The sequence below is a fragment of the Streptomyces sp. NPDC019890 genome (assembly GCF_044903445.1).
Taxonomy (GTDB): Bacteria; Actinomycetota; Actinomycetes; order Streptomycetales; family Streptomycetaceae; genus Streptomyces.
This window is the reverse complement of record NZ_JBJDQK010000005.1, coordinates 383,674-401,265: the sequence shown is the minus strand read 5'-3', so window position 1 is coordinate 401,265 and position 17,592 is coordinate 383,674. Positions and strand designations below refer to the sequence as shown.

Here is a 17,592-nt window from a genome sequence, read left to right as displayed (position 1 = left end):
GGGTCGGCCCACCTGGCCCGATATGGCAGCCCAGCGGGGACCGGCCGCGACCGGGGGCGGGGCGGGCGGGACCGGCCGCGACCCGTGGCCGCCCCTCCGGTACCCGCCCCCCGGAAAATTCTCAGAAGCATTCCGGGGAGCCGTCGATCCGGCCGTCTCCCGTTCGACGCAAGGATGAGAGGCAGGGAAAGCCCCCGTCCTCCCGACCGAGGAGTCACCATGCCGCGCTATCTCTCACTGATCCGCATCGACGAGCAGAACGCCCCCACCGATGACCCCGGCCCCGAGTTCGATCAGCGCATGGGCGCGCTGTTCGAAGAGATCACCAAGGCCGGGGTCATGCTGGACACGGCCGGGCTCACGCCGACCTCCGAGGGCACCCGGGTCACTTGGTCCGGCGGCAAGTTCCGTTTCACCGACGGGCCTTTCACCGAGAGCAAGGAAGTCATCGGCGGTTACGCCATCCTGCAGGCGAAGGACAAGGCCGAGGCCCTGGAGTGGACCAAGCGGTTCCTGGAGATCCACCCGGAGCACTGGACCGTCACCTCCGAGGTCCGCGAGATCGCCGAGGGCTGATCCGACCGCGCCCCTGATGCCTGCCCGCCGCGCCCTTGTGCGCGCGGCGGGCCGAAGGCGGGGCGCGGGCACTGCTGCTCTTCGGTGCGCATCACTCGACGACGCTTCGGGACCGGCTCAGCTGGGCCCTTGGGCCCGCAGTGCCTGCCGCTGTATCTGCCGTGAGATGTCCTTCGCGTTGACGATCCCCACCAGCTGTCCCCCGTCCACGACGAGAATGCGCATGCCGCTGCCCGGGCGGAGCCCGTCGAGAGCATCACTCAGGAGATCGCTCGGAGCGGCCACCGCACACTGCGACAGCGGGATCGCCACATCGCGCACACGCAGAGCCTCCCGGCGCGGCCCCGGTACCCCGGCCAGCCTGCGTGCCTGAACGATCCCGCTGGGGCGGCCTTCGAAGTCGAGCAGGGGCACGGCGGAATGGTGGGTCTTCACGGCCACCTCGTCGATGAACCGCTGGACGGTCAGCCAGTCGGCACCGGTGGTCACCGGGCTGGACATGGCATCGGCCACCCGCACGCCCCGCAGGGCCGTGTGGATCACGGCGCGCTGCCGTTCCGCGCCGGCGACGAGGGTGATGAAGAGGCCGACGAAGACGAGCCACAGCCCGCCCGGCACCCCGCGCAGGAGGGCGATCCAGCCGACGACCATCATCAGCACGCCCATGACCTGACCGCTTCGGGACGCCGCCCGATCCGCGCGGTCGCGGTCTCCGGTGCGCCACCACATCAGCGCCTGCACCACCCTTCCGCCGTCGAGCGGCGAAGCGGGCAGCAGGTTGAACGCGCCGAGGAACAGGTTCGCCCAGCCGAGCCACATCAGAACGGCGGCTGGCACCGCCCAGCCGGTCGTCAGGTGCAGCCCGATTCCCGCTCCGAGCGCGGTGCCTCCGACAGCCAGGCTGGTCAGCGGCCCGCTGACCGCCACGGCGAAAGCCACCGCGGCGGACTGCGGTCGACCCATCCGGGTCATCCCGCCCAGCGCCCACAGCGTCACATCCTCTACCGCGATCTTCTTCCTGCGGGCAGTCGCCGCGTGTGCCGTCTCGTGGAGCAGCAGGCTGCCCATGAGCAGCACGGCGCCCACGGCACTGGCGAAGGTGTACACGGCGTCCGAGCGTCCCGGAGTCCATGCGGGGAGGGTCTGGCGGCCGAGACCGTACGCGAACAGGACCACCAGCAGCGGCACGCTCCAGTGCATGCGCAGCGGGACCCCGACCACTTGTCCGACACGGACCGAGCCGTTCATCGTCGTCTCCGGCCGGCTGGAGAACCGGTCCACCGGGCAGGACCTCGCGCCCTGCGCTCCGTAAACCGACCAGCACGGCACCCACTGACAATTGTCTCTCGCAATGCCTCCCGCCGTCGGCGAGCGGCCCAGGTACGCAGAAGCCCCAGGGAAACTCAACTACGTGCAAAGCGGGAGCCGGATCTACGCTGGACCTACCGACAGCACTGTGGAGGTGCGTCATGGGGCACAGACACCACTTCCATCTGGATCAGGGTGACCACTCGATCACCGTGAACGTGGGGCCCGGAAGGCACGGAGAGATCGAGGTCCTGGTCGACGGCAAAGTGGTCGCGGCCCAGAAAGAGCACGGCCGTGGGACGAGCCTGCTGACCGCCGAACTGCCCGAAGAGCCCGAACGCCCGATCCGGGTCCGGATACGCGAGCCGCACCTCGTCCCTTCCAGGCCGCCCAGATGCACGCTGGAGCTGGACGGCGTGGAGCAGCCCATGCCGGAGACGGCGCTCATGCTGTGAGTTCCGGGCCGGCTCATGGCGGTGTTTCGACCTTCCTGCCGGTGCCGTACGCGGAGCGGTCAGCCGCTCCACTCGGGATTCCGCCCGCTGACACCGAGCACACGGTGGAGGGCGGGCGCGTCGGCGGATACGGGGACGGGCGGGCCGAAGGAGCCATTGGCGCGGGCGCCCTCCGCGAACTGCCCGACCGCGCCGAGTGCGACCTGCGCGGCGTCCTCGCTGATGGCGAATGGCCGCCCGGTGGCGCGGGCCAGGTCCCAGCCGTGCAGGGCGAGTTCCCCCAGGGTGATCGTGGCCGCGAAGCCGGCCGGCATCTCGCCCGGGCCGAACTCGGTGGTGCCCTCGTACGCGCCCGGGTCACTCCAGGCCGCCGCGACCCCGTGCGCGGACTCGGCGAGGGACGCCGGCGAGGTGCCCGAGGCAGCGGGCTCGTCGGGCTGCGCCTCCTTCCTGGCGGCGCGCGCGGAGGAGGACAGGGTCTCGCCCAGGTGGTCGAGGAGTTCGGCGACAGTGAACTTCTCGCACGGGGTGCGGTCGCCGAGCTGTTCGCTGCGGATGCCGGAGGCCGTGGCCGCGACCGCGTCGGCGCATTCGCGGATGGCGGAGTGCAGTGTGCTGTGCTGGGTGTTCATAACGTCTCTCCCTCGAAATTCGCCGGTGCGCCCGGCGGGGGTCGTAACGGGGTCAGCCGGTGAAGAAGGGCGCGGGTCTGCCCGTCTCGGCATAGGCCTTGAGCTGTACGAACTTCGTCGCCCAGCCGTAGGCGAAGTCCCGGTAGGCGTCGTCGACGGCCGGGAAGCCGCTGTGGGTGAAGCGCAGGGTGACGCCGCCCTCGGGCCGGGTCAGCACCTCGTAGGTCTGCAGCGTGCCCCCCCAGGGGCCGTTCTCTGACGCCAGGACGAGCCGCTTGCCGGGCTCCGCCTCGGTGATGCGCAGCCGCCACGGCTCGGGCACACCCGGGAAGTGCAGCTCGTGCAGACCGTCCACGCCCTTGTCCGCGGTGGCGGTGGCGGTGAACCAGCCCTTGATGCCCTCGGTCGTGGAGATCGCCGCGTACACGGTGTCCGCTTCGGCCTCGATGTGCGGCTGCATCGCGATGTCCGCCATGGCGTCTGCTCCTCCCGATTGCTTTAGTCAAGACTAAAATGACTTAGCACTCGTTGGCAAGTTGAAGTGACCGCTAAAATGAAGTGCATGGATGCGGTACGGGCGGTCGCCGAGCCCAGACGGCGCGAGATTCTTCGCCTGGTCTGGGACGCAGAGCTGTCCGCAGGGGAGATCGCCGAACGGTTCGACGTCACCTTCGGCGCGGTCTCCCAGCACCTCAAGGTGCTCAGGGACTCCGGCCTGGTTACGCTGCGCCAGGAGGGCAAGAAGCGCTTCTACCGGGCCGACCGCGAGGGCATGGGCCCGCTGGCCGACTATCTGCAGTCCATGTGGGCCACCAAGCTGGACACCCTTGCCGAGCTGGCGGAAGCGGCAGAGGCGGCGGAAGGCGCCGAGAGGTCCGAAGGGACGAACCCGTGAGTGACAAGCCCTTGAGCGACGAGCCTTTGCATACGGACGTGGTCGCGCTGGAGCTGCGCATCGCCGCCCGGCCCGAGACGGTGTTCTCCTTCTTCACCGACCGGGAGAAGTGGCTGTCCTGGATGGGCAAGGACGGCGAGTTCAGCTTCGAGCCCGGCGGCGCCTACCGCACGAACGTCGCCGGTGAGCACGTCGCCGAGGGCCGCTTCGTCGAGATCGACCCGCCCAAGCGCCTGGTGTTCACCTGGGGTTGGGCCGGGGGCGGGATGTCCGTGCCACCCGGCTCGACGACGGTGGAGATCACCCTGGAACCGGTCGCCGACGGCACCCTGCTGCGCCTGGTCCACCGAGGCCTGCCCTCCGCCGAGTCCTGCGCCGCGCACAGGGAGGGCTGGCTGCACTATGTGGACCGGCTCGCGACGCTCGCGGCGGGCGGCGACCCGGGTCCCGACGACTGGACGTGACCTGCCCGGCCACGGAGTCGCAGTGCGCGGGTGACGCGTGCGACCACCGAGGCGTACGCGACGCCGAAGGCGCCAGAGGCGGCCAGGGCCAGCCGGCCGGAGGAGCCCTCCGGGTTCCGAGCCGGCGCTGGAAGCCGGCAAGTCCGCCAAGAGGGGCCTTACGGTCCCTACTTCTTCAGGCCGAGCGTGGCGCAGGCTGCCTTGTAGTCGGGGGTGCAGATGTCGGCGACGGTGTAGACGCCGTCCTCGATCACGGTTTCCTTGATGTTGTCCTTGGTCAGTGAGATGACCGGGACCAGCACCGAGGGGATCTTCTTTTTGGTCGGACTGTTGACGTCCGCCTGCGCCATGGAGTCCAGCGACATGCCCCTGGCCAGCAGGATGGCCATCTCCGCCGCGGCACTTGCCTCCGGGGCGTACGGCTTGTAGACGCTCATGTACTGCTCACCCGCGACGATGCGCTGTACGGCGGAGAGCTCGGCGTCCTGACCGGTGACCGGCGGGAGCGGGGAGACGCCCGCGGCCTTCAGCGCGTTGATAATGCCGCCCGCCATGCCGTCGTTGGCGGAGTAGACACCGATGATCTTGTTCTTGCCGATCGCCGAAATCGCCTCCTCCATGTTGGCGGTGGCGTTCTCCGGCTTCCACTCCTTGGTGTCGTACTCCTTGCCCACGTTCACCTTGCCGTCGAGCTTGGTGTGCGCGCCCTTTTTGAACTGCGCGGCGTTCGGGTCGGTGAGCGCGCCGTTCATCATCACGATCTGGCCCGACGTGGTGTCGGAACCCATCGCCTGCAGCAGCGCTATGCCCTGCACATGGCCGACCTCTTCGTTGTCGAAGGAGGTGTACGCGTCGATCGGGCCCTCGGCGAGACGGTCGAAGGCGACGACCGGAATACCGGCCTCCTTGGCCTTCTTGATGCCGCCGGCGATGGCCTTGGAGTCGACCGCGTCCACGATGAGCGCGTCCACCTTGTTTTCGATCATCGTGTCGATCTGCTGCGTCTGCAGGTTGGCGTCCTGCTTGGCGTTGACATAGAGGACTTTGCCCTTGCCGTTGGTCAGTTCGCTGATCTTCTTCTCGATGACCGGCTTGTCGAACTTCTCGTAACGAGCAGCCTCGTTCTCCGGAAGAAGCAGACCGACGGATATGTCATCGCCCGTCTTCACTCCGGAGTCCTGGGCGCTGACACAGGAAGTGAGCGAGACGGCCATCGCAGAAGCAGCGACAGCAACGGCAGTGTGACGCAGATGTGCGTTCATGGACAGAAGTCAACCTCCCTGACAGGCCGCGTCCTCAGCGGCCGAGGTGGCTGGAAGTCAACCCCGCCCCGACAAAAGCGTCAAGAAGTATATTACTAACGAGATAGCAACGGGTACTGATCGTTAGCTAAATGAAGACAAGCGCGGCCCGAAGCGGCGCTACGAAAAGGCTCTTAATCGCCCATTTCCGGACCAAAAGGCATGGGTGCCAGGCACCTTGGCCCGTCCACATAGGGCACACGAAAACCACCGACAGCTGCCGCGCGGCAGTGGCGGGTTTTCGTCGAGCCCTCTCCACCTTCCGTGCCCCACCGGGCTGACCACGGCAACGAACAGCCCCGGTCGTCCGCACCACATCGCGGACGACCGGGCCTCTTGGCCATCGCCGAGCGGCCTGCGGTGTGGACGTCAGGGGGTGGCGCGATGGGCGGCCCGGTGGCGGGACAGGGTGTGGCGGGGGTGGGTGGGGTGGGTCAGAACGAGTTGGCGAATGAACTGGTGAAAACAGGACAGGGCGGCCACCGGTGGCAGCGCGGCCACCGCGATGCCGGGCAGTGTCCTCGGCGCGTTGCTGACACACAGAGCCACCGCGATGGCGGCGAAGAACACCACGACGGCCCACGCGTGCGGTGCCCGGCGCCGGTGCAGTGTGATGCGCAGGATCGACAGCGAGGCAACCAGCCAGGGCCCGAAGACCAGGAGCGGCCAGCCCTGGGCCAGGTCCGCGGGCACCCCGGGGGCGGCCACGTACAGCAGGGGATCGTAGGAGACCATCACGCTGTAGACGCTGACGATGGTCATGACGAACGCGGTGAGCGTCGCAAGGCTGAAGCTGACCACACGGAGCCACGTCCAGCCCTGGAAGCGCTGGGCGGCCTTGGGTTTGCGGCGGGTGTGGGAGCGGGGCCGGGGAAAGGCTGCGGGCGCTGGGGCGCTCTGCGGTGCGGAGGTGGCCAGCAGCTGAGCCAGCTCTGCCTCCCAGTCCAGCGCTTCGCCCTGCCAGGACAGCGCTTCCCCTTCCCAGGACAGCCCTTCGCCCGGAAGTGTCTGGTCCATATCGGGCGGGAGGAAACCATTTTGCCCGCGCAACGCATGGTCGGCAGACCACTGCGCATCGGACTCCAGCGTCCCGTTCGGTGGCATCTGGTAGGCGTTGGGCGGCATCTGGTAAGCATCGAACAACTCGGGACCGTCATACATGCCGCGTCTGCCCCAGCCTCTCACCGGCCTTGTACGAAGCGCCGGGCGAGTGTGCGGGAGGCCGGGGCCTCGTCATGGTGCCGGCGTCAGCACCTCGCTGCGTCGGGGGGTACTGGGGCGGGGTGGGCAGTACGGCATGAAGGCGGCGATGGAAGTCGCTCTGGATGCACTCCAGTTCCTGCAGCAACTCGTCCAGCACATCGACAAAGTAGTGCGGGACCAGGTCGGCACTCTCCACGGACTGGCCGGTGATATGTCCCGCGTGCCCCGCCGCCGGGTCGGGCGGGCACCCTCCGCGGCTGGTGTCGCTGGGTCGTCTTCCGCGCAATGAGCGATACAGCTTCGGTGATGTCACGCACATCAAACGAACGGGGCACGCACTCGGATGACCGGCGTCCGGGTGACCTGTCGCCACAGGAGGATGGCTCATCACCTACCGGGTTGACCCGTAGACATACTTACACTCCGGCTCCCCCCGACTCATGTCCGGTCGTCGAGACTCCGGTCGGGTGATTGAGGCCTACGGCCCGGCGCGGGCTCGCCCTCGAGGGCGCGACAAAAAGGGAAGAACGGGCACGGATCTGACCATGCCTATGCTCGTCGGAACCTCAGGGTGGCAGTACAAGGACTGGCGCGGTGTTCTCTATCCGCCGGGGCAACCGCAGCGGCTGTGGCTGGAGGAGTACGCCCGCCACTTCGCCACCGTGGAGAACAACAACGCCTTCTACCGGCTTCCCACTACGGAGACCTTCGCGTCCTGGCGGGAGCGGACGCCGGAGGGCTTCGTCATGGCGGTCAAGGCCAGCCGCTATCTCACCCATGTCAAGCGGCTGCACGACCCCGAGGAGCCGGTGGGCCGGCTGATGGACCGGACCGAGGGCCTGGGCGAGCGGCTGGGGCCCGTACTGCTGCAACTGCCGCCCAACTTCCGCAAGGACATCGGGGCTCTTGACGCCTGCCTGAGCTGCTTTCCCCGCACGGTTCGGGTGGCCGTCGAACTCCGCCACACCTCGTGGTGGGAGTCGGAGGGGGAGCTGCGGGCCGTGCTGGAACGGCACGGCAGCGCACTGTGCTGGGCGGATCGGGGGTCCCGCCCCGTGACGCCACTGTGGCGTACCGCCTCATGGGGGTATGTACGGTTTCACGGCGGCCTCGCCGAGCCGGCGCCGCGCTACGGCCGCCAGGCGCTGAAGTCCTGGGCCGGACGCATCGCCGACGCCTGGCCGGACAAGGACGACGTGTACGTCTACTTCAACAACGACACGGGTGGTGCCGCCGTGGTGGACGCCGTGAAGTTCGCCCGGACAGCGGCCGCGTCGGGCCGGACGGTGAGTCGTACACCGCCGGCCCGGGCGGAGTGGTCCACGTCATGAGCGGTGACCGCCGCAGGCTCATCCCTGCCGGCAGTCGGACAGCTGCGTGCCCTCATCGGCGCCATGGCCGATGCCCGTATGGACAAGCGGGCGACGGAACTTGAGAAAGAGGCCGAAGGCGACCCCGGCGATGCCCGCCGCGAGCAGTACGCCGGGAAGGATCCACGTCAGGGACGAGTCCTTCGCCGCGCCCAGCAGCACGTCGAAGTTGATCAGGGCGGTGATGAAGACGGCGGCCAGGGCGATCCCGCCGAGGGCCGGGGCGACCGCGCGGCTCCACAGCCGCTCGCCGCGCCTGTCGCGGGCGAAGAACCCGATGACCGAGGCGGAGACGACCGAGAGCAGGAACATGACTCCCAGGGCGCCGAGGTTGGTGAGCCAGGTGAAAAGGGTCGCCAGCGGGTCCAGACCCGCGGCCGCGAACACGATGACCGTCAGGCCCGCGAGCCCGGTCTGGGCGAGCGAGCTGACGTGGGGTGAACTGTGCCGGGGGTGGACGGCGCCCAGCGCGCCGGGGAGCACGCGCTCTCGTCCGAGCGCGAAGGAGTAGCGCGCGACGGCGTTGTGGAAGGACAGGATGGCCGCGAGGAGGCTGGTCAGGAAGAAGACGTTCGCGATGTCGCCGAAGGCGCTGCCGAACCGCTGCTCACCGAGGGCGAAGAAGAGGCCGGGACCTTGCTCTTGGGCGGCTCCGACGACGAGGCCGGGTCCGGCGCCGATCGCGAGCGCCCAGGCCGACAGGGCGTAGAAGACGCCCATCAGGATGACCGCCACGTAGGTGGCGCGCGGGATGGTGCGCCGCGGATCCCGGCACTCCTCGCCGTAGATGGCGCCGGATTCGAATCCCATGAAGCCCGCCATCGCGAAACAGAAGGCGGCGCCGACCGCTCCGGTGGTGAGCGCGTCGAAGGACAACGGGGTGGCCGAGATGCCCTGCGGGCCGGGGTCGAGGAACTGCCCCGCGTCGAAGACGACGACGGTCACGGTCTCGATCACCAGCAGGACCGCGAGCACCTTGGCGTTGAGGTCGATGCGCCGGTAGCCGAGTACGCCGACGGCGGCTATGCATGCCAGGACGTACGTCCACCACGGCAGGTCGAGGCCGAACCGGGTTTTGGCGAGGTCGGCGGCGGTGAAGCCGAACAGGCCGTAGATCCCGATCTGCATGGCGTTGTAGGACACGAGCGCGACGAAGGACGTGCCCACACCGAGCGACCGGCCCAGCCCCTGCGCCACGTAGGAGTAGAAGGCGCCGGCGTTGGTGATGTGGCGGCTCATCGCGGCGTAGCCGGCGCTGAAGACGACGAGGACGACCGTCAGGACGAGGAAGGCGAGCGGGTAGCCCACCGCGCCGCTGACGGCGAAGGCCTGCGGGCTTCCCCCCGCGGCGACGGTCAGCGGCGCTGATGCCGCGACGACGAAGAAGACGATGTGCGAGACGCCGATTCCGTGTCTCAGTGTGCTGTCCGTGGCGGGTGTGGAGAGCTGTTCGACGGCCATGACTGGCGCTCCCGTCGGTCGGGGACAAGGCCGTGGCAACCATGGTGCCCGATGGCCTGGAAAGGTACTTATTTGGACCCTTACGACCCATTGAGAGGGATCGTAAGGGCCCAAATGAATTCCGGCAAGGGTTGGCCCGCCGTCACTTACCGCGCGGGCAGGCCGAGAAAAGAATCGACCAGAAGGTGGGCACGCGCACGGGCGTGCGGGGCCTCGGTACGCGTACGTGCCAGCAGTGCGGCGGTGTCCACGCCCAGCTCGTCCGCCTTGGCCCCGCCGCCGTGAACGAGCCACTTCTCGAGCGTGGCCGGGGTGAGCTCCGGATGGAACTGCACACCCATGCTGCGGCCGCGCACGAACGCCTGGGAGCAGACGCTGTTGCGTGCGACCTCCCGCGCGCCGGGCGGCAGGCGCCAACGGTCACCGTGGTACTGGAACCACGGCCCCTCCGGGACGAGTCGGGCATCGTCGGTGTGGACCCTGGTCCAGCCGAGCTCGAAGCGTGGGGAGCGCTCGACCCGGCCGCCCAGCGCGGTCGCCAGTGCCTGGCCGCCGAAGCAGATACCGAGCACGGGCACCCCGGCGGCGTGCGCGGCGCGCAGCAGGTCCAGCTCGGGCGTTATCCATGGCCCGATGAGCTCGGTGTGGTCCACCGACCACGGCGCACCCAGGGCCACGACGAGGTCGTACGCCTCGGCTGCGGGGAAGACCCGTTCCACCCCGGGGTCGGTGAACCGTTCCGCCGGGACGACGACCAGTTCGGTGAGGTCGTAGCCCCGCTGCGCCAGCCGCTCGCCCACGTATCCCGGTGTGGACACGTGCTCGTGCTCGATGATCAGTGCGCGCACCTGCCGGCTCCCTCGGTCTGCGGTCGGGTGCCGTCAGGCGCGGGCGAGCTGTTCCAGGCGCTGGTGGAGATGGTCCACGTAGTCCTCGGATTCGGGCTTCATCAGGACGCTGCGCAGAATGCGGGCGCCGTCGGCGTCGGGGGTGAGTTTCGGGTGCCGGGCGGTGAGCCGGTCGGCCCCGATACGCAGGGTGCTCAGGAACACCGGGTCGTCGGCATCGGCCATGCCGGCCTGCAGGATGCGCCCGGACGCCTCGTCGATCCGCGACAGGGTGAGGGGTTCCGTCACCGGGAAGTAGCTGACGATGTCGAGTTCCGGCGTCTGGTAGAGCTCCAGATGCTCCGACTCCTCGATCAGTTCGGACCAGCGCAGCGCGGCACGGCGACCGGCGGCCAGCGCCTGGCCGAGCCCGTCACGGGTGGGCGGCAGCAGCTGGAACGTGAGCCACAGTGCGGCAGCGGCCGCGCCCGCGCGGGAACACTCCAGGCTGATCTCGCCGAGGTGCAGCTCCTCGGAGGTGAAGTAGGTGTACGGCGAGTCGTGCAGATAGAAGCGGCCGACTGACGGGTCGCGGAACAGCACGGCGCCGCACCCGTACGGCTGGAGGCCGTGTTTGTGCGGATCGACGACGATCGACTCGCACTCGGCGATGGCGCGCCACGGCGCCTCGGGCAGCCCCTCGGGACCGTCGGCGCCGGCCAGCAGGGTGAAGAACCCTCCGTAGGCGGCGTCGACATGAATGCGCACGCCGTATCGCTCGCGCAGGGCCAGCGCCTCGTGGACCGGTTCGACGGCGCCGAGCCCGGTGGTGCCGGTGGTGAGCACCACCGTGCCGACACGACCCGTCCGCAGCAGCTCCTCCAGCGCGTCGAGGTCCATCCGGCCGCTGTCGTCGACCGCTACGGGATGTCCCTCCACACCAAGGACCTTGCACATCCGGCCGTGTGTGTAGTGGGCCTCGGTGCTGTAGGCGATGCCCTTGCCGGGGTGGAGCTCCCGGGCCACGAAGAGGGCTTCGAGGTTGGCGATGGTTCCGCTGGTCGTGAGGTGGCCGAGGTGGGTGTCGTAGCCGAACATCGTGGCGAGCTGCTGGACGGCCTCGCGCTCCATCCGCGCGGTGGCCGGACCGCCGTCCAGGGCGTGGTTGTTGGGGTTGATCAGCATCGCGGCGAGGTAGCCGACGACGGCGGCCGGGTGCGGCGGCTTGAGCATCTGCCCGGCGTAACGGGGATGGAAGAACGGGTAGTTGTCCTTCAGCCGTTCGCTGAAGGTGCCGAACGCGGCGGCGAACCGCGCGTCGTCGACCTGAAGCGACGGATGCCTGGCGAATTCGCCGAAGCCGCTCGCCCACTCCTCGTTGGATGTCACGGCCGCTTCGAGCCAGTAGCGCAGATCCATGGGGTCCTCTCCTGTTCGTACCGGGTCAGGGCCGCTGGGGCCGACGGATGCCGCGGAACTCCCAGTCGCCGCCGAAGGCCGTGGACAGCACCTCTTCGGACGCGGTGGGCTGGGCTCCGCAGTCGTCGCGCACCGGGACCGGGCCGGTGACGATGTGGTTGGTGAGCTTCCCGAGACCTTCGACCTCGACTTCGACCACATCGCCGGGCCGGACCGGGCGGGAGTTGGCCGGGGTGCCGGAGAGCAGCACGTCGCCCGGGAAGAGGGTGATGGTGCGGGCGATGTCCGCGACGAGATAGTGCATGTCCCACTCCATCTCGTCCGTGGAGCCGTCCTGGACCACCTCGCCGTTGACGTATGTGCGCAGCCGCTTGCCGTGGAAGTCCCAGTCGGTGACCAGGCCGGGGCCGAGCGGGCACAGGGTGTCAGAACCCTTGACGCGGAGCATGGAACCGGCGTCGGTGTCGCGGAAGTCGTGCAGGCCGTAGTCGTTGGCGACGGTGTAACCGGCGATGTGGTGACCCGCCTCGGCAGGCGAGACGTTGCGGCACGTCCTGCCGATGACGATGGCCACCTCGCCCTCGTAGTTGAGGTACTGACAGCCCTCGGGACGGACGATCGCGCCGCCGTGCGCGTTGAGCGACGAGGTGGGCTTGTGGAAGTAGGTGGGCGCGGGCGGCAGCGAGGTCTGGAACTCCGTCACCCGGCTGCGGTGGTTGAGGTGCACCGCGACGACCTTGGACGGAACGACGGGCGGCAGATGGTGCGCCTCGCCGGTCTTCACCCGGCGGCCGTCGGCGGCGACGAGCTCGTCACCCTCACGGACGACCTCGGCCACGGCGCCGTCGAGCAGGATGCGGCGGTACTCAGGCATGGAGGGGCTCCTCGTGGTGATGAGGGTCGACATGGTGATGGGGGTCGTGGCGCAGACCGCCCCGGATGGCGCGCGGGGCGGTCCAGCCGGCCGCCGGCCGGTCGAACCAGATGTGCACCTGGCCGGTGCCGACCGAGTTCTCGTACGCGCTGAACAGCCGGCCGGGAGCGCTCAGGCGCTCCTCGCCGAGTGCGCCGGCCATCGTCAGGTAGTGACCGAAGCGGGCTTCGGGCTTGTGGTTGAGGAACTCGGGCATGGTCTGCAGGACCCGGTCGTGGCGCCCCTGCTGGAACCAGGCGATGCGCTCCTCGTCGGCCGCGCGCGCTTCGGGGGTGAAGATGTGCTCGAGGCCGCTCGCCTCGTGGTCGCGGATCTGGCGCAGCGGCCAGAAGGTGTGCGACAGGGCGCCGGAGGCGATGAACAGGACCTTGCGGTCGGTGGCGGCGATGCCGTCCGCGATCGCCCGGCCGAGCCGGAGATAGTCCTCGGTGTCTGCGGTCTGGCACACGCCGATGGAGATCCATCGCTTGCCCTCGACGCCGAGGTACTTCCACAGGTTGACCGTCGCGTAGAAGATCGGCAGGTGCTGGTCGTCGATCGGGGTGATCCAGGTGCCGTGCTTCTCGTCGTGCGCGGCTATCGCGTGGGCGAGTTCGGGGTCACCGGGGAAGTCGTACGGGATCCGGCACATTCCGCGCGGCAGTTCCTCGGACGTGAACAGCCCGGCGCGGCGGTCGTGCGCGGTGACGACGAACTCCACCGTGGTGGCCCAGTGCGAGTCCAGCAGCACCACGGTGTCGTACGCGTTCGTCTCGAAGACCTCGCGGCGCAGCCGCTCGAGACCGGCGACCAGGGTGGTGTCCTCGCCGTGGTTGAGCTCCCGGCGGGTGGCCTCGGGCAGCATGATGGTGGGCACATGGGCGACGATCCCGGCCCCGACGATCTCACCCATGGTGCTGAAAGCCCTTCGGCGCGGTGACGGTGTTCTTGACGTCGCAGTAGAAGTCGAAGCTCCAGGTACCGCCCTCGCGGCCGATGCCGGACTGCCGTGAGCCACCGAACGGGGCCTGGAGGTCCCGTACGAAGAAGCAGTTGACCCAGACGGTGCCGGCGACCAGCTGCTTCGTGACCCTGTGGGCACGCTCCTGGTCGCCGGTCAGGAGCGTGGCGGCGAGTCCGAAACGGGTGCCGTTGGCCAGCGCCAGGGCCTCCTCCTCGGTGTCGAAGGTCTGCAGGGTCAGCACCGGGCCGAAGACTTCCTCCGTGACGATTTCGGCGTCGGGGGCGACGTCCGTGAGGAGGGTCGGGAGGTAGTAGAGCCCGCCCAGCTCGGTGTTGGGGCCGCCGCCGATGACGGCGCGGGCGCCGGAGGCGAGTGCGCGCTGTACGAAACCGTCGATGCGTGCGACGTGGTCGGGGTGGATGTTGGGGCCGATGCCGGTGGCCTCGTCGCGCGGGTCGCCCTGGCGCAGCGCGGCGCTCTTCTCGACGAGGCGCCGGGTGAACTCCTCGGCGATGGAGGACTCAACGAGCAGCCGGGTGCCGGCGAGGCAGACCTGGCCTGCGTTGTCGTACTGCTCTACGGCCAGCTCGACGGCGAGGTCCAGGTCGGCGTCGGCGAAGACCAGCAGCGGGGACTTGCCGCCGAGTTCGAGGCTGACGGGGACCAGGTTGGCTGCCGCGGCGGCCGCGATGTGGCGGGCGGTGGGTACGGAGCCGGTGAAGCTGATCCGGGCCAGGCGCGGGTCCGAGACGAGGGCGGCGCCGGCCTCCTCGCCGTAGCCCTGGAGGACGTTGAGCACCCCGGCGGGGAGCCCGGCCTCGGCGGCTATGTCGGCGAGCAGGGACGCGGTGAGCGGAGACCATTCGGCGGGCTTGAGGACGACGGTGTTTCCGGCGGCCAGTGCGGGGGCGACCTTCCATGTGGCCAGCATCAGCGGGGCGTTCCAGGGCGTGATCAGCGCACAGACGCCTGCCGGGTCCCAGGAGACGTGGTTGGTGTGACCGCGCGTCTCGAAGTCCTCGTGGCCCAGCGTCAGCAGCCAGTCGGCGAAGAAACGGAAGTTGTGCGCGACGCGCGGCATGACGCCCCGGCGGTGCGAGCGGAGCAGGGCGCCGTTGTCGGCGGTCTCGACGGCCGCCAGCTCCTCGATGCGCTTGTCGACGCCGTCGGCGATCGCGTGCAGGATGCGGGCCCGCTCCTCGCGGGCGGTCGCCGCCCAGCCGGGAAACGCGGCGCGGGCCGCGGTCACGGCGGCCGATGCCTCGGCCGCGCCGCCTCGGGCGATCTCGGCGAGCGGGGCGCCGTCCATGGGCGAGGCATCGGGGAAGGTGGCCGACGAGGTGACCCGTCGCCCGTCGATCCAGTGACGGGTGTCGACCGCCACCCCGGCGACCGTCGTCACCACCGCCGTGTCGTGCCGTTCAGACATCTGAGAGCCTCCGAATCGTTTGGCTCCAAATAAACTAGCCAGCACCCGGTGACCGGTCAAGACCTTCCGCACTCAGGACACCAAGGCTATCGTTTGATCCCAAACATAATCTCGGGAGCTTCCATGCCACCAACCACCCACGCCGAGTGGCTGTCCCTGGCCGCAGGGCTCACGCCACCCGTGCACCACCTCATCGACGGCAGCGACGAACCCGGCAAGGGCGGCGTGTTCCCGCTGGTCTCCCCCCGGGACAGCCACGTCCTGGCCGAGGTCGCCGACGGCGGTCCTGACGAGGTCGACCGCGCCGTCGCCGCCGCCCGCCGCGCCTTCGACCACGGCTCCTGGCCCCGACTGCCGGCCGCCGAGCGGGGCCGGGTGCTGCAGCGCTTCGCGGACCTGGTCGAGGAGCACCGCACCGAGCTCGCCCTGCTCATCAGTCTGGAGATGGGCAAGCCCGTCACCGAGGCGTACGGCATCGAACTGCGCGCCGTCATCAACACCCTGCGCTACTACGCCGAACTGGCGGACAAGCACCTAGACGAGGCACCGCAGGCCGGCGATGACGCCCTCGCCCTGGTCACCCGCGAACCGATCGGTGTGGTCGCCGCCGTCGTCCCGTGGAACTTCCCCCTCACCCTCGCCGCCTGGAAGATCGCGCCGGCGCTCACCACCGGATGCACCGTTGTCCTCAAGCCGTCCGAGCAGACCCCGCTGTCCGCTCTGCGGCTCGGCCGCCTCGGTGCCGAGGCCGGACTCCCGGACGGCGTGCTCAACGTGGTCACCGGTCAGGGCCCCGCGACAGGCCGGGCGCTCGGCCTCCACCCCGGCGTCGACGTCGTCGCCTTCACCGGCTCGACCGCCGTAGGCCGCCACTATCTGCGCTACGCCGCGGACTCCAACCTCAAGCGGGTCTGGCTGGAGCTCGGCGGCAAATCGCCCAACATCGTGCTGCCCGACGCACCCGACCTGGACACCGCCGCCGCGACCGCCGCCTGGGGCATCTTCTTCAACGCGGGTGAGATGTGCACCGCGCCCTCCCGGCTGCTGGTGCATTCCTCCGTCGCCGAGCAGGTCGTGGACGCCGTGGTCGAGCGCGCCCGCACCCTGCGCGCCGGCGACCCTCTCGACCCGGCCACCGAGATGGGCCCGATCGCCACCGCCCGCCAGCTCGACAGCGTCCTCGGCCATATCGCCGGGGCCCGTCAGGACGGCGCCCGGCTGCGCACCGGCGGCTCCGCGCTCCCCGACCATGGCGGCCTCCATGTCCGGCCCACCGTGTTCGACCAGGTCACCCCCCATATGCGGGTCGCCCGCCAGGAAGTTTTCGGCCCCGTGCTGTCCGTCTTGACCTTCGACACCGTCGAGCAGGCCGTCGCCCTCGCCAACGACAGCGAGTACGGGCTTGCCGCCGGGCTGTGGACGGCCGACCTGTCCACAGCCCACCGGGTGGCCCGGCGGCTTCGCGCCGGAACCGTCTGGATCAACTGCTACGAGGAGGGCGGCCCGGGCGTCCCCTTCGGCGGCTACAAACAGTCGGGCAACGGCCGGGACAAGTCCGCGCACGCCCTGGAGAAGTTCACCGAACTCAAGACCACCTGGATCCAGCTGTGACGTACCGCCCGCTGATCGCCGTCCCGGCCCGCTTCTCCTCGTCCGCCTCCGCACTCCGCTACGCCGCCGAGGTCAACGCGCGCGCCCTGGTCGAGGCCGTCTACCGGGCCGGCGGCGAGCCGTTCACGCTGCACCCCCACGCCCCGGGCGGCCAGGCCGACCCCACCGAGGTCGCCGAACGCCTGGAGCGCTGCGACGCACTTCTGCTTCCCGGCGGCGGCGACATCTCCCCGCACCGGTACGGAGACGAGCACGCCCATCCCGACCTCTACGACATCGACGACGAGCAGGACGCCTTCGACCTCGCCCTCGCCCACCACGCACTCGGCACCGGACTTCCCACCCTGGCCGTCTGCCGCGGCCTGCAGATCGTCAACACCGCGCTGAACGGCACCCTCCGCCAGGACATGGGCGGCCCGGACGGCGAACACCGCCACCTCACGCACCCGGTCGTCGTGGCGCCCGGTTCGCTGCTCGCCGACGCTCTCGCGGACGACAAGGCCGACGTCTCCTGCTACCACCACCAGTGCGTGGACCGGCCGGGCCGCGGCCTCACGGTCACCGCCCGAGCAGCCGACGGCACCGTGGAGGCGCTGGAGCGGCCCGGCTCACCCGGCTGGCTCGTCGCCGTGCAGTGGCATCCCGAGGACACCGCCGCCACCGACGCGAGGAGTCGGGCCCTGTTCGAGGCACTGGTGGAAGCCGCGCGCTCGTAGCTCGGTCGCCCGCCACGCAGGCTGCACAAGAAGTGGATCAAAGAGACA

General features: G+C 69.6%; 18 protein-coding genes. 7 read left to right on the top strand and 11 right to left on the bottom strand.

What is annotated here, in order from left to right:
- The first annotated feature begins 219 nt into the window (after positions 1–219).
- Complete coding sequence (locus ACI2LP_RS16865) at positions 220–576, top strand: YciI family protein (protein WP_360877314.1); 357 nt, start codon at positions 220–222, stop codon at positions 574–576.
- A 117-nt stretch (positions 577–693) separates the two neighbouring features.
- On the opposite strand, the gene ACI2LP_RS16860 is transcribed toward ACI2LP_RS16865, so the two are convergent.
- A complete protein-coding gene (locus tag ACI2LP_RS16860) occupies positions 694–1,824 on the bottom strand; it encodes a site-2 protease family protein (protein ID WP_404725399.1) in 1,131 nt (376 codons plus the stop codon).
- 221 nt (positions 1,825–2,045) lie between these two features.
- On the opposite strand from ACI2LP_RS16860, the gene ACI2LP_RS16855 reads away from it, so the two are divergent.
- Complete coding sequence (locus tag ACI2LP_RS16855; protein WP_404725272.1) at positions 2,046–2,339, top strand: hypothetical protein; 294 nt, start codon at positions 2,046–2,048, stop codon at positions 2,337–2,339.
- Between the two features lie 59 nt (positions 2,340–2,398).
- On the opposite strand, the gene ACI2LP_RS16850 is transcribed toward ACI2LP_RS16855, so the two are convergent.
- Positions 2,399–2,971, bottom strand: coding sequence for a TIGR03086 family metal-binding protein (locus tag ACI2LP_RS16850; protein ID WP_404725271.1), 573 nt, complete (start codon positions 2,969–2,971; stop codon positions 2,399–2,401).
- 52 nt (positions 2,972–3,023) lie between these two features.
- On the bottom strand, positions 3,024–3,446 hold the full coding sequence (locus tag ACI2LP_RS16845; protein WP_404725270.1) for an SRPBCC domain-containing protein: 423 nt from the start codon (positions 3,444–3,446) through the stop codon (positions 3,024–3,026).
- An 87-nt stretch (positions 3,447–3,533) separates the two neighbouring features.
- On the opposite strand from ACI2LP_RS16845, the gene ACI2LP_RS16840 reads away from it, so the two are divergent.
- Positions 3,534–3,866, top strand: coding sequence for an ArsR/SmtB family transcription factor (locus ACI2LP_RS16840; RefSeq protein ID WP_404725269.1), 333 nt, complete (start codon positions 3,534–3,536; stop codon positions 3,864–3,866).
- A complete protein-coding gene (locus tag ACI2LP_RS16835) occupies positions 3,863–4,330 on the top strand; it encodes an SRPBCC domain-containing protein (RefSeq protein ID WP_404725268.1) in 468 nt (155 codons plus the stop codon). Before ACI2LP_RS16840 ends, ACI2LP_RS16835 begins: the two co-directional genes overlap by 4 nt.
- Before the next feature lie 167 nt (positions 4,331–4,497).
- Here ACI2LP_RS16835 and ACI2LP_RS16830 read toward each other — a convergent pair whose 3' ends face one another.
- Both ACI2LP_RS16830 and ACI2LP_RS16825 read right to left on the bottom strand, forming a co-directional pair.
- Positions 4,498–5,592: a sugar ABC transporter substrate-binding protein gene (locus ACI2LP_RS16830; protein WP_404725267.1), complete on the bottom strand. Its 1,095-nt coding sequence runs from the start codon at positions 5,590–5,592 to the stop codon at positions 4,498–4,500.
- Between the two features lie 408 nt (positions 5,593–6,000).
- A complete protein-coding gene (locus ACI2LP_RS16825) occupies positions 6,001–6,648 on the bottom strand; it encodes a DUF2637 domain-containing protein (RefSeq protein ID WP_404725266.1) in 648 nt (215 codons plus the stop codon).
- Positions 6,649–7,379: 731 nt separating this feature from the next.
- On the opposite strand from ACI2LP_RS16825, the gene ACI2LP_RS16820 reads away from it, so the two are divergent.
- The gene (locus ACI2LP_RS16820) at positions 7,380–8,165 is read left to right on the top strand and encodes a DUF72 domain-containing protein (RefSeq protein WP_404725265.1); all 786 of its coding nucleotides are present in this window, start codon (positions 7,380–7,382) and stop codon (positions 8,163–8,165) included.
- Between the two features lie 18 nt (positions 8,166–8,183).
- Here the strand turns inward: ACI2LP_RS16820 and ACI2LP_RS16815 are convergent, their stop codons facing one another.
- The 6 genes from ACI2LP_RS16815 to ACI2LP_RS16790 all read right to left on the bottom strand — a co-directional run bounded on the left by ACI2LP_RS16815 (position 8,184) and on the right by ACI2LP_RS16790 (position 15,217).
- Positions 8,184–9,665 carry an APC family permease gene (locus tag ACI2LP_RS16815; protein ID WP_404725264.1) on the bottom strand — a complete coding sequence of 494 codons (1,482 nt, stop codon included), beginning with the start codon at positions 9,663–9,665 and terminating at the stop codon, positions 8,184–8,186.
- Between the two features lie 146 nt (positions 9,666–9,811).
- Positions 9,812–10,513, bottom strand: coding sequence for a type 1 glutamine amidotransferase (locus ACI2LP_RS16810; protein WP_404725263.1), 702 nt, complete (start codon positions 10,511–10,513; stop codon positions 9,812–9,814).
- Positions 10,514–10,546: 33 nt separating this feature from the next.
- Positions 10,547–11,911 (bottom strand): pyridoxal phosphate-dependent decarboxylase family protein, encoded by a 1,365-nt coding sequence (locus ACI2LP_RS16805; protein WP_404725262.1) that lies wholly within the window; start codon positions 11,909–11,911, stop codon positions 10,547–10,549.
- Positions 11,912–11,936: 25 nt separating this feature from the next.
- On the bottom strand, positions 11,937–12,785 hold the full coding sequence (locus tag ACI2LP_RS16800; protein WP_404725261.1) for a fumarylacetoacetate hydrolase family protein: 849 nt from the start codon (positions 12,783–12,785) through the stop codon (positions 11,937–11,939).
- Positions 12,778–13,737, bottom strand: a complete 960-nt coding sequence (locus tag ACI2LP_RS16795) for a catechol 1,2-dioxygenase (protein ID WP_404725260.1) — start codon at positions 13,735–13,737, stop codon at positions 12,778–12,780. Before ACI2LP_RS16795 ends, ACI2LP_RS16800 begins: the two co-directional genes overlap by 8 nt.
- On the bottom strand, positions 13,730–15,217 hold the full coding sequence (locus ACI2LP_RS16790; protein ID WP_404725259.1) for an aldehyde dehydrogenase: 1,488 nt from the start codon (positions 15,215–15,217) through the stop codon (positions 13,730–13,732). The genes ACI2LP_RS16795 and ACI2LP_RS16790 overlap by 8 nt, the downstream gene beginning before the upstream one ends.
- A 123-nt stretch (positions 15,218–15,340) precedes the next feature.
- On the opposite strand from ACI2LP_RS16790, the gene ACI2LP_RS16785 reads away from it, so the two are divergent.
- Together ACI2LP_RS16785 and ACI2LP_RS16780 are read left to right on the top strand one after the other, a co-directional pair.
- The gene (locus tag ACI2LP_RS16785; RefSeq protein ID WP_404725258.1) at positions 15,341–16,828 is read left to right on the top strand and encodes an aldehyde dehydrogenase; all 1,488 of its coding nucleotides are present in this window, start codon (positions 15,341–15,343) and stop codon (positions 16,826–16,828) included.
- Entirely contained in the window at positions 16,825–17,544 is a 720-nt protein-coding gene (locus ACI2LP_RS16780; RefSeq protein WP_404725257.1) for a gamma-glutamyl-gamma-aminobutyrate hydrolase family protein, read from the top strand. Before ACI2LP_RS16785 ends, ACI2LP_RS16780 begins: the two co-directional genes overlap by 4 nt.
- The last annotated feature ends 48 nt before the right edge of the window (positions 17,545–17,592 follow it).